We start from the raw sequence: 12,369 nt of genomic DNA, 5'->3' as shown, positions 1-12,369 counted from the left end.
GCATGATGGAATCTTTCTTTGGGATTCTGAAATCGGAAATGTTTTACGGTTATGAGAAGTCGTTTCAGTCGCTTAAGCAATTGGAACAAGCTATTGTAGACTATATTGATTACTACAACAATAAACGAATTAAGGTAAAATTAAAAGGACTTAGTCCTGTGCAGTACAGAACTAAATCCTTTGGATAAATTAATTGTCTAACTTTTGGGGTCAGTACAGAAAAGCCTTGGTCGTATGCGTTTTATTATGGGAAAATGTACTTGACCTCTGTATTTCATTTTGAAAATGACAAAATCCTGAGTTTAGAGTTCTCAGGATTTTTCGTTTACTGTTGTGGTTGTTGTTGAGGGGTCTGTGGAGCTGGAGTTTGATTGGCTCCGGGTGTATTTGGCGCTTGGTTTTGACCATTGGTACTAGCATCAGGACTTGTGGCTGGTGCTTGATTTTGACTATTATTACTAGCATCAGGACTTGTAGTTGGTGCTAGGCTAGTAGAGCCTTCTGTACTTGTTGAGGAGTTTTCGGTTGAAGATGATTGGGATGTTGTTTCAGTCCAAGTCGGTCTTGCTCCATTTTGGAAAACAAACTGCCCATTTCGATAGATACCATCTGGTATATTCCAATCCTCTGGATTGCTTCCTTCAGACAGGTAGGTCATCATAGAGCGGTAAACTTTGGCAGCGACCGTAAGGCCATTGCCTACAAGTGGTGTCAGACGGTTAGAATAGCCTGTCCATACAGCCATTGAATATTTACGCGTATAGCCAGCAAATAGTTCATCAGGTGCTACAAACTGAGAGGTCTTGATGTGGTTTTCAATTTCCTCGTCTGTATAGTTAGAGGTTCCTGTTTTACCAGCCTGAGGGAGCCAAGCAAGATAGGCATTTCGTCCAGTTCCATAAGTCAAGACTGTTTTCATCATGTCGGTCATCATATAGGCTGTCGTTTCCTTCATGGCACGAGTTCCGACATTAGAGAGCTCTTTTTCACTCCCATCACTAAAGACGACTTTATGGATATACATTGGCTTATAGTAAGTTCCACCATTTGCAAAGGCAGCGTAAGCAGCAGCCATCTTTTCACTACTTGCTCCATATTTTTTGTCTGATTCGGTTGTGTTACTTGAAATGGCATTTGAGTAGTGAAGACTTGGGTAGTCGATTCCGAGACCATTTAGGAAAGTCTTGGCGCGGTTGAGTCCGACCTTGTTTAGCGTTTCCACGGCTGGGACGTTTCGCGATTGTTGCAGGGCGTATTGCAAGGTGATGTTGCCAAAGTAGCCCCTATCCCAGTTATAGACAGGGGTATCTGTCCCAGGATAGTTATAGGGCTCATCGTGAACGATAGTAGCAGTTGAATCGTAGACACCGTACTCCAAGGCAGGAGCATAGTCTGTGATCGGTTTCATAGTTGATCCCCAGTCGCGGTTTGTTTCCACTGCTTGGTTAATTCCGAAGGAAACATTACTTGACTGATGTCGTGCTCCTAGCTGGGCAATGACTTTACCGTTAGAAACATCGACAATGGTAGAAGCGACTTGCAATTCATCGTCTGGATAGGCAACGTATTCGTCTGTATTGTAAATATCCCACAGATGTTTTTGAGCTTCTTGGTCTACATTTGTGTAGACATCCATCCCAGTTGTGAGCAGGTTATAGCCTGTTTCTTCTTCAACTTGATTGATGACTTCCTTGAGGTAATTATCCATGTAAGCAGGGTAATTACTTGCTGATTTGAGACTTTGTAGTCCATCAGTAATTGGTGTGTTGACTGCTTTCTCATACTGTTCAGCAGAGATGTAGCCTTGATTTTTCATTTCAGATAAGACCAAGTTTCGGCGGTTTTGGGCTGCTTCTGGATGTGAATAGGGGTCATATTGGTTTGGTGCCTGAGGCATTCCAGCCAGCAAGGCTAACTGAGGTAAACTTAAATTATTGAGGTCTTTACCATAGTAGTTTTGAGCGGCTGTCTGCATTCCATAGTTGCCATTAGACATGTAGACCTTATTTATATAGTAGGTCAAGATTTCTTGCTTGGTTGCTTTTTGTTCTAACTGAATCGCTAACCAAGCTTCCTGAGCCTTACGAGAAATAGTCTGGTCGGAAGTCGAGGTTGAAAAGTAAGTCAACTTAATCAACTGTTGGGTGAGAGTTGATCCACCTTGGAGGGAATTGCTTTGCAGATTGCGCAAGAAAGCTCCCAGGATACGGATGGTATCAATCCCCCTGTGGTCGAAGAAGCGATGGTCTTCGATAGAAACGATTGCCTTAACCAAATCTGTGGGAATATCATTAGCTTGGGCATTGACGCGGCGTTCAGAACCCAAGTCGGCAATGAGTTGATTTTTATTGTCGTAGATTTTACTAGAAGTTGTTGCAACTAGTTTACTCTCGGATAGGGTAGGAGCCTTGCTAACGTAGTAGAAAAAAACTCCTCCGCCTAAGACGATGGTTGCGATAACCAAGCTTAAGAAGCTAATGCCCAGATACTTGATTAGGCGCAGAATCGTTGGTTTGTTCATCTTGTTTTACCACCTAATAAATATTCTTTGATAACATTGAGATAAGGAATTTGAGGGAAGGCACTAGCCTTGATTTCATATCCATATTCTCGAATATATCCAAGTGGCATTGATTTTTGTCCCTTATCTTGATGATAGAAGCGAATCAAATCGAATGCCGGCAATAAGTAGGTTTCTTGCTGAGAAGAAAAGTGAAGAAGGACAAAGCAGATTCCTTGTTGGGCAAGGACTTGTTCCATATGCTGAATCTGATGTGGATGAAAATTTTTCATCGGAATCGCACGTTTTTGTTTTGTTTCCTTGGCTTCAAAGTCGATGTAATATCCATTATAAACGCCAGAATAGTCCGTCGTTGAAGCTTGTCGAAAATAGGCTTCAACAATCTTGGCACGACTTCGTTGTGGATAGTCCACTCGTACGATTTGAATAGGGGTTGGTTTCTTGTGTATAACAGCCAAGCCCTGAGACAAATAGTAGTCGTTGGTAGCATTGATCATCTTTTCAAAAGACATTCCTCGATTTGCGAAATTTTTGGGTTGAGAAAGAGATGTTTGTCTTTTTTGTGATGAAAGTTTATGTGGATAGTTGACCATAATTCTCCTTATTGGTGCAATAATATCACTTTATTATACCATAAATTTGCACAGAAAGGGTTAAAAATGACTATAGCTTTTATCACAAGATATTTTTTCGCTTCATTCATATTCAGTTGGATCCTTTTCATATGACTATTCTACCAAATGGGATATTTTCATGTTCGATTTACTAAAGACATTATCACATTCGAATCACAACGTAGTATAAAAAATATAAATATCATTTGATTTAATTTTATAAATGTTATATAATGATGTCGAAAGCGCTTTACAAACAAGATATAATATATAGGCTTGATTTTAGCTTTATTGTTTTATTGATTCGGAACATTCTTCTAGTAATTAACTACAGACTGATTAAACTTGGGATTGAAATTATCTCCATACTTATATATTTTGAAGGAATCTCTATGAAAGACATTATTCGGATACTATCTATTGGCTTTTTATGGATTCTGTTGATAGCAAATGTAGTACATGCAGCAACTGCGATTACTTATAATGGACAGGGAATAAGAGGTCAATATTCAATACAAACTTGGTACACTAACCGTAGAAGAACCTATACTGTTAATCATAACCAACCTCCTAGACCTGGGAGTGGGAACGTAGGGTTTAGAGTTTCTGTTGTGAGTCGTTCATGGATTGGTGGTAAAATATATGCATCATCTGTTTATTATGGAAAAATTAGTGGAACAATTAGTGTTGATCTAAATTCAGGTACTTATGGATTATATTTCAATACTGAGGATAGAGGTTTATATAATATTTCAGGTAGTGTGACTTATTAATTGAGTATTTATTTGGATAAGTCTTTTATTAACTATTTTATAATTTTTTAGTTTAATACTCTTCCTTACTAATCATATCAATTGGTTTTTATAGTAAAATGAAACTAGAATAGTACAACATAATTTCTAAAGCATTGTTAGAAATTAATTTGAATGCCTCAAATGATTTATCCTCATCTTATTTCAATTTACTATAGTTTCTTTGTGAGTTTTGATGTAGAAAAGTATTTTGTGATGGATTATAAAGATTGAATAGATATAAGTTATTTTAAAACATACTTTTAAAGAGAATTTGGTAATAATAAGTGAATTATTATCAATTAAAAATAAGTTTGGTAAAAAAACTTTACAATCAGAAAAACCGAATATTATCACGATTTTAAAATCTTTGATCATATACGGTTTATTATTGAAATATTTGTTTTCTCTTAAAATTGATGCTTTTATAAAATTAAAAAGCAATATAGGTAGTAGATATTTTCATAGATTTGTTACTGATTTTGTCAGTATTATCTACAACCTCAAAAAAGGATACTATTCAAACTGTGCTTAGTTCTTTTGTTTTCTGTTTACTATGAGTTTTCACCTGGCCTTCTTTAAAATCAAAGTTTACATGTTTTGTTGACAGTTTGCGTAATAAACATCGGAGTTTAAATATATACTTTAAACAAATGCCTATCATTAGTACATATTATAAAAAATGATGCTCTTTCTGATTTTAAAGGAATGTAAATAGAATATCTAAGATTTGTAGTTTTATTTTATGTAATGAATTATCTTTTTTCCTAATCTGCTATCATGGATATTGCTTCCAATTATAAAACCTATTGTGTTTGTAAATATATCTCCTATATCAAAGAATCCGAGATGAAATACATATTGTGAGGTTTCTATTATTGTTATGAAAAAGATAAAACGCATGACTGTTTTAAAATTAAATTTAAATAATCCTCCTATTGGGATAAAAATTACAATATTTAAAAGAGGAATTGTTGAATCAATTAAAAGTGAATCTTTGATAAACTCAACGAGATTAAAGTTAACTCCCTGAATACCTAAATTTTTAAAAAGTAGCGAATAAACAAGAATTAAACAGTAAAGAAAATAAGATATTCTTATCAATCTAGTATCAAGTCTGTGCGTATAGCTAGATCTTAGGAAAGTGAATAAAAACAATGTTAGAATTAGAATGATGAATAGAGGTCTCCAGAAATCAGAGCCACCGGTAGGAAAACTAAAGATAGAGATGAATTGGAAGTAAAGGTATTCCATAAAAAACCATCTACAAATTAGGAAGGAAATAGCTAAATTTAAAAAATCAAGTATATATATTTTTTTCATTTTATAATCTCCTAAATTTCATTTATATACCATATTATATCATAAATTTGCACAGAAAGGGTTAAAAATGGCTACAGCTTTGGTTTTAGGCTATTCTGCTTTTGATTTAGGTTTATTTTCTGACAAGGATCCTCGTCTTAAATTGATAAAAAAAGCAATACGTAAAGATTTAGAGGCTATGGCAGCAGATGGGGTATCTTGGCTTGTGTTTACAGGAAGTTTAGGTTTTGAATATTGGGTTTTAGAGGTTGCTCAGGAAATGAAAACCGAATACGGTTTCCAGTTGGCGACCATTTTTGCTTTTGAAACCCATGGGGAAAATTGGAATGAAGGCAATCAGATGAAACTGAGTCGTTTTAAGCAGGTAGACTTTGTCAAATATGCCTATCCTCGCTATGAACACAAGGGGCAGTTAAGAGATTACCAGCAGTTTTTGCTGGAAAACACGACTAGTTCCTATCTTTTTTATGATGAAGAAAATGAAACGAAACTAGCTTATTTTTACCAAAAGATGAAAAATCAAGAGGACTATTTTATAAAGAGATTAACATTTGATCAATTAAATGAACTTGCTGAAAATTTTTCCGAAAATTGAAGCTTTGACCTTGATTTTTGTTTGCCTTTTTTTATATAATAATACTAGCAATCGAGAATGGAGAGAGACATGGCAAGTATTATTTTTTCAGCAAAAGATATTTTTGAACAAGAGTTTGGGCGTGAAGTCCGTGGCTATAGTAAGGTAGAAGTTGATGAGTTTTTAGACGATGTCATCAAGGACTATGAAACCTATGCTGCCTTGGTCAAGTCACTTCGTCAGGAGATTGCGGATTTGAAGGAAGAATTAACTCGTAAACCGCAAGTGAGCTCGGCTCCAAGTCCTAGTCACCCAGATCCAATTGATGTGGCTGCTTCATCTTCTATGACGAATTTTGATATTTTGAAACGCTTGAATCGTCTTGAAAAAGAAGTATTCGGTAAACAAATTTTAGACAATACTGATTTGTAATTCAGGTCTTGTTACATGCAATTTTTGGATAATCGCGTGAGGAGAATTGCTTCTCATGAGGAAAGTCCATGCTAGCACAGGCTGTGATGCCTGTAGTGTTTGTGCTAGGCGAAACCATAAGCCTAGGGACGAGAAATCGTTACGGCAGTTGAAATGGCTAAGTCCTTGGATAGGTCAGAGTAGGCTTGAAAGTGCCACAGTGACGGAGTCTTTCTGGAAACGGAGAGAGTGGAACGCGGTAAACCCCTCAAGCTAGCAACCCAAATTTTGGTCGGGGCATGGAGTACGCGGAAACGAACGTAGTATTCTGACTGCTATCAGCTAGAGCTGTTAGTGGTAGACAGATGATTATCGAAGGAAGTGGTCCTAGTCACTTCTGGAACAAAACATGGCTTATAGAAAATTGCATATAGGTTGGGGCTGAGAAATTTTCTCAACCTCATTTTTTAAAGTGGACATATAGAAAGGTCTTGCAAGACTGTAACATGAAAAAAGAATTTAATTTAATTGCAACTGTGGCAGCAGGGCTTGAAGCTGTTGTAGGACGAGAAGTAAGAGAGCTGGGCTACGATTGTCAGGTTGAAAATGGACGTGTGCGTTTTCAAGGAGACGTGAGAGCTATTATCGAAACCAACCTCTGGCTTCGGGCAGCAGATCGTATCAAAATTATCGTAGGAACGTTCCCAGCTAAGACTTTTGAAGAGTTGTTTCAGGGAATTTTCGCTTTAGATTGGGAAAATTATTTACCACTTGGAGCTCGGTTCCCGATTTCAAAAGCCAAATGTGTTAAATCTAAACTTCACAATGAGCCCAGTGTTCAGGCTATTTCTAAGAAAGCTGTTGTCAAGAAATTGCAGAAACACTATGCTCGCCCAGAAGGTGTTCCTCTGATGGAGAATGGCCCAGAGTTTAAGATTGAGGTCTCTATTCTCAAAGATGTGGCAACTGTCATGATTGATACGACAGGATCCAGTCTCTTTAAACGTGGCTATCGTACGGAAAAGGGTGGGGCTCCTATCAAGGAAAATATGGCAGCAGCTATTTTGCAACTCTCTAACTGGTATCCAGACAAGCCTTTGATTGATCCGACCTGTGGTTCGGGGACTTTCTGTATTGAGGCAGTTATGATTGCTCGAAAGATGGCACCAGGACTTCGTCGCTCTTTTGCCTTTGAGGAATGGAACTGGATTAGTGATCGCTTGATTCAAGAAGTGCGTACAGAAGCGGCTAAAAAAGTAGACCGTGAGCTGGAACTGGATATTATGGGCTGTGATATTGATGCTCGCATGGTGGAAATTGCTAAGGCCAATGCCCAGGCAGCTGGTGTTGCAGGAGATGTTACCTTTAAGCAGATGCGCGTGCAGGATTTACGTTCCGATAAAATCAATGGTGTGATTATTTCCAATCCGCCTTACGGGGAGCGTTTATCAGATGATGCAGGAGTTACCAAGCTCTATGCTGAGATGGGGCAAGTATTTGCACCACTGAAAACTTGGAGCAAATTTATCCTGACTAGTGATGAAGCTTTTGAAAGTAAGTATGGTAGCCAAGCAGATAAGAAGCGTAAGTTATACAACGGAACCTTGAAAGTGGATCTGTATCAATATTTTGGTCAGCGTGTCAAACGGCAAGAGGTAAAATAGAAAGGGATACTCATGAGTAAAAAAAGACGAAATCGTCATAAAAAAGAAGGCCAAGAACCGCAATTTGATTTTGATGAAGCAAAAGAGCTAACAGTTGGTCAAGCTATTCGTAAAAATGAAGAAGTGGAAGCAGGAGTCTTGCCTGAGGATTCCATTTTGGACAAGTATGTTAAGCAACACAGAGATGAAATTGAGGCGGATAAGTTTGCGACTCGCCAATACAAAAAAGAGGAGTTAGTTGAAACTCAGAGTCTGGATGATTTAATTCAAGAGATGCGTGAGGCTGTAGAGGAGTCAGAAGCTTCTTCGGAGGAAGTTCCATCTTCTGAAGACATCTTACCACCCTTGCCTTTGGACGATGAGGAGCAAGGCTTGGATCCTCTATTGCTAGAGGATGAAACTCCAACAGAAATGACTGAAGAAGTGGAAGAGGAGCAAAACCTTTCTCGTCTGGATCAAGAGGACTCAGAAAAGAAAAGTAAAAAAGGCTTTGTTTTGACCGCTTTGGCGCTTGTATCAGTGATTATCTGTGTCAGTGCTTATTATGTCTATCGTCAAGTGAATCGCTCGACCAAGGAAATTGAAACTTCTCAATCAACTACAGCCAATCAATCAGATGTGGATGATTTTAATACACTTTATGACGCCTTCTACACAGATAGTAATAAAACGGCTTTGAAAAATAGCCAGTTTGATAAACTGAGTCAACTCAAAACCTTGCTTGATAAACTGGAAGGTAGTCGTGAACATACGCTAGCCAAATCTAAGTATGATAGTCTAGCAACGCAAATCAAGGCCATTCAAGATGTCAATGCTCAATTTGAGAAACCAGCTATTGTGGACGGTGTGTTGGATACCAATGCCAAAGCCAAATCGGATGCTAAATTTACGGATATTAAAACTGGAAATACGGAGCTTGATAAAGTGCTAGATAAGGCTATCAGCCTTGGTAAGAGCCAGCAAACAAGTACTTCTAGCTCAAGTTCAAGTGAAACTAGTAGCTCAAGCACTAGTCAAACAAGCTCAAATACGACTAGTGAGACAAGCCCAAGTAGTTCAAATGCTGCCTCAAATGAGACTAGAAGTTCTCGTAGCAAAGTCAATATGGGCGTATCAAGTGCGGGTGTTGCTGTTCAAAGAAGTGCCAGTCGTGTTGCCTATAACCAGTCTGCTATTGATGATAGTAACAACTCTGCCTGGGATTTTGCGGATGGTGTCTTGGAACAAATTCTAGCGACTTCACGATCACGTGGCTATATCACTGGAGACCAATATATCCTTGAACGTGTCAATATCGTTAACGGCAATGGTTATTACAACCTCTACAAGCCAGATGGAACCTATCTCTTTACCCTTAACTGTAAGACAGGCTACTTTGTCGGAAATGGCGCTGGTCATGCAGATGACTTGGACTACTAAGCAGTCGTTACAAAATTCTTTCTTTTCAAAAGTAAAAATGATAAAATAAAATAAATGAAACAAGAGGAGTGTCAAATGACAAAAGCTAACTTTGGTGTCGTAGGTATGGCCGTAATGGGTCGTAACCTTGCCCTTAATATTGAATCTCGTGGTTACACAGTTGCTATTTACAACCGTAGTAAAGAAAAAACGGAAGATGTGATTGCTTGCCATCCTGAAAAGAACTTTGTACCAAGCTATGACGTTGAAAGTTTTGTAAACTCAATCGAAAAACCTCGCCGTATCATGCTGATGGTTCAAGCTGGACCTGGTACAGATGCTACTATCCAAGCCCTTCTTCCACACCTTGACAAGGGTGATATCTTGATTGACGGCGGAAACACTTTCTACAAAGACACCATCCGTCGTAATGAAGAATTGGCAAACTCAGGTATCAACTTTATCGGTACTGGGGTTTCTGGTGGTGAAAAAGGTGCCCTTGAAGGGCCGTCTATCATGCCTGGTGGACAAAAAGAAGCCTACGAATTGGTTGCAGATGTTCTTGAAGAAATTTCAGCTAAAGCACCAGAAGATGGCAAACCATGTGTGACTTACATCGGTCCTGATGGAGCTGGTCACTATGTGAAAATGGTTCACAACGGTATCGAGTATGGGGATATGCAATTGATCGCAGAAAGCTATGACTTGATGCAACACTTGCTAGACCTTTCTGCAGAAGACATGGCTGAAATCTTTACTGAGTGGAACAAGGGTGAATTGGATAGCTACTTGATCGAAATCACAGCTGATATCTTGAGCCGTAAAGACGATGAAGGCCAAGATGGACCAATCGTAGACTACATCCTTGATGCCGCAGGTAACAAGGGAACTGGTAAATGGACTAGCCAATCATCACTTGACCTTGGTGTGCCATTGTCGCTAATTACTGAGTCAGTATTTGCTCGCTACATTTCAACTTACAAAGAAGAACGCGTGCATGCTAGCAAGGTTCTTCCAAAACCAGCTGCCTTCAAATTTGAAGGAGATAAGGCTGAATTGATTGAAAAAATCCGTCAAGCCCTTTACTTCTCAAAAATCATCTCATACGCACAAGGTTTTGCGCAATTACGTGTAGCTTCTAAAGAAAATAACTGGAACTTGCCATTTGCAGACATCGCATCTATCTGGCGTGATGGCTGTATCATCCGTTCTCGTTTCTTGCAAAAGATTACAGATGCTTACAACCGTGATGCAGACCTTGCCAACCTTCTTTTGGATGAGTACTTCTTGGATGTTACTGCTAAGTACCAACAAGCAGTGCGTGATATCGTAGCTCTTGCAGTTCAAGCTGGTGTGCCAGTACCAACCTTCTCAGCAGCTATTACTTACTTTGATAGCTACCGTTCAGCTGATCTTCCAGCTAACTTGATCCAAGCGCAACGTGATTACTTTGGTGCCCATACTTACCAACGTAAAGACAAAGAAGGAACCTTCCACTACTCTTGGTATGACGAAAAATAAGTAGGTCTGCCATGGGGAAACGGATTTTATTACTTGAGAAAGAACGAAATCTAGCTCATTTTTTAAGTTTGGAACTCCAAAAAGAGCAATACCGAGTTGATCAGGTTGAGGAGGGGCAAAAAGCCTTCTCCATGGCTCTTCAGACAGACTATGACTTGATTTTATTGAATGCTCATCTGGGGGATATGACAGCCCAGGATTTTGCAGATAAGCTGAGTCGAACTAAGCCAGCCTCAGTCATCATGATTTTAGATCATTGGGAAGACTTGCAAGAAGAGCTGGAAGTTGTTCAGCGTTTTGCAGTTTCATACATCTATAAGCCAGTCCTTATCGAAAATCTGGTAGCGCGTATTTCGGCGATCTTCCGAGGTCGGGACTTCATTGATCAACACTGCAGTCTGATGAAAGTTCCAAGGACCTACCGCAATCTTAGGATAGATGTTGAACATCACACGGTTTATCGTGGTGAAGAGATGATTGCTCTGACTCGCCGTGAGTATGACCTTTTGGCGACACTTATGGGAAGCAAGAAAGTTCTGACTCGTGAGCAGTTGTTGGAAAGTGTCTGGAAGTATGAAAGTGGGACCGAGACAAATATCGTAGATGTCTATATCCGTTATCTACGTAGCAAGCTTGATGTAAAAGGTCAAAAAAGCTACATAAAAACCGTGCGTGGTGTTGGTTACACCATGCAAGAATAGAAAAGCAGTTGCAGTTGTGTAACTGCTTTTTTCAAATGGAGAAAGGGATGTCTTTCCGTTTTTTTCTTTGTATAGTGGATTGAAACTAGAATGGTACACCACAACTGCTAAAACTTTTCTAGAAATTAATTTAACTTTCCTAATCGATTTGTTCACATCTTATTTCAATTTACTATATTGACAGGGACGAACAGATGTGTTACAATTTTTTTAGGAGGATAAAATAATGAAGAAAACATTTTATCGCAAATTCGGTATTTCAATTATTGCGGGTACTTTATTAGCTAGCCTGCTATCGACAGTATCTGCTTTGACTGTTATTTCAAGTACAGGCGAGGAGTATGAGGTAAGTGAAACATTACAAGAGAGTCCAGGAACTAATAATTTTTCACTTCCCGATGTTTCACCGACTTATGGTCAATATTATACAAATCAGTCAGAAGTCATTATTGGTAAAAATGATTTAGTTAAGGTAAAAAATACTTTACAATATCCTTACTCTACATCAGCTTATGTAGAGTAAGAATTTCGTGGTGTGAAAAATGGTAAAGATGTAACTTATCGAGGGAGTGCCAATTTTATAAAGGATAATGTCCTTATTACTGCTGCTCATAATATTTATAAACATGAGTTTGGTAAAGATGCAGAAGAACTATATGTTACTCCTGCTCGTACTCCAAATAGTGTGCCGTTTGGTCGGATAAAAGTAAAAGAAGCTCGCTATTTAAAAGAATTTCGAAATACTGATCCAGATGAGCTTACTACCTATGACTTAGCAGTTTTAATTTTGGAAGAACCGATTGGCGCTCAATTGGGGACGTTAGGACTTCCCAATAATTTAGAAAATACTA

Annotated in this window: 11 protein-coding genes, 1 other RNA gene and 1 pseudogene; 10 read left to right on the top strand and 3 right to left on the bottom strand. The window is 38.5% G+C overall.

All coding sequences use genetic code 11. The annotated features are described in order from the left end of the window. Positions 1 to 188 (top strand): IS3 family transposase (locus tag HT736_RS05520; RefSeq protein WP_001808921.1); only part of this gene is annotated, 188 nt, incomplete at its 5' end. Between the two features lie 137 nt (positions 189 to 325). On the opposite strand, the gene pbp1a is transcribed toward HT736_RS05520, so the two are convergent. Beyond that, the gene (gene pbp1a / locus HT736_RS05515; protein ID WP_001039981.1) at positions 326 to 2,521 is read right to left on the bottom strand and encodes a penicillin-binding protein PBP1A; all 2,196 of its coding nucleotides are present in this window, start codon (positions 2,519 to 2,521) and stop codon (positions 326 to 328) included. Next, complete coding sequence (recU, locus tag HT736_RS05510) at positions 2,518 to 3,114, bottom strand: Holliday junction resolvase RecU (protein WP_000248778.1); 597 nt, start codon at positions 3,112 to 3,114, stop codon at positions 2,518 to 2,520. The genes pbp1a and recU overlap by 4 nt, the downstream gene beginning before the upstream one ends. 413 nt (positions 3,115 to 3,527) lie before the next feature. On the opposite strand from recU, the gene HT736_RS05505 reads away from it, so the two are divergent. After that, positions 3,528 to 3,908, top strand: a complete 381-nt coding sequence (locus tag HT736_RS05505; RefSeq protein WP_000651738.1) for a hypothetical protein — start codon at positions 3,528 to 3,530, stop codon at positions 3,906 to 3,908. A 756-nt stretch (positions 3,909 to 4,664) separates the two neighbouring features. On the opposite strand, the gene HT736_RS05500 is transcribed toward HT736_RS05505, so the two are convergent. Further along, complete coding sequence (locus tag HT736_RS05500; RefSeq protein ID WP_000725526.1) at positions 4,665 to 5,249, bottom strand: VanZ family protein; 585 nt, start codon at positions 5,247 to 5,249, stop codon at positions 4,665 to 4,667. A gap of 67 nt (positions 5,250 to 5,316) precedes the next feature. On the opposite strand from HT736_RS05500, the gene HT736_RS05495 reads away from it, so the two are divergent. From HT736_RS05495 to HT736_RS11960, 8 genes and pseudogenes are all read left to right on the top strand, one after another. After that, entirely contained in the window at positions 5,317 to 5,844 is a 528-nt protein-coding gene (locus HT736_RS05495; RefSeq protein WP_000179549.1) for a DUF1273 domain-containing protein, read from the top strand. Between the two features lie 69 nt (positions 5,845 to 5,913). Continuing rightward, positions 5,914 to 6,255, top strand: coding sequence for a cell division regulator GpsB (gene gpsB, locus HT736_RS05490; RefSeq protein ID WP_000146532.1), 342 nt, complete (start codon positions 5,914 to 5,916; stop codon positions 6,253 to 6,255). A 20-nt stretch (positions 6,256 to 6,275) separates the two neighbouring features. Then, positions 6,276 to 6,656: RNase P RNA component class B (gene rnpB / locus HT736_RS05485), an RNA gene on the top strand. 84 nt (positions 6,657 to 6,740) lie between these two features. Next, entirely contained in the window at positions 6,741 to 7,898 is a 1,158-nt protein-coding gene (locus HT736_RS05480) for a class I SAM-dependent RNA methyltransferase (protein ID WP_172930815.1), read from the top strand. Between the two features lie 12 nt (positions 7,899 to 7,910). Next, complete coding sequence (gene mapZ, locus HT736_RS05475) at positions 7,911 to 9,317, top strand: mid-cell-anchored protein MapZ (RefSeq protein WP_172930814.1); 1,407 nt, start codon at positions 7,911 to 7,913, stop codon at positions 9,315 to 9,317. A 75-nt stretch (positions 9,318 to 9,392) separates the two neighbouring features. Next, a complete protein-coding gene (gene gndA / locus HT736_RS05470) occupies positions 9,393 to 10,817 on the top strand; it encodes an NADP-dependent phosphogluconate dehydrogenase (RefSeq protein ID WP_138703175.1) in 1,425 nt (474 codons plus the stop codon). Between the two features lie 11 nt (positions 10,818 to 10,828). Next, entirely contained in the window at positions 10,829 to 11,518 is a 690-nt protein-coding gene (locus tag HT736_RS05465) for a response regulator transcription factor (protein ID WP_000518020.1), read from the top strand. A gap of 226 nt (positions 11,519 to 11,744) precedes the next feature. Next, positions 11,745 to 12,369 (top strand): annotated as a pseudogene (locus tag HT736_RS11960) (serine protease); the annotation flags it as partial.

Origin of the sequence: Streptococcus sp. 339 (assembly GCF_013277285.1) — a bacterium.
Classification (GTDB): Bacteria; Bacillota; Bacilli; order Lactobacillales; family Streptococcaceae; genus Streptococcus; species Streptococcus pseudopneumoniae.
Note: the sequence above shows the minus strand (reverse complement) of the source record. Positions and strands in the feature narration are given on the sequence as shown.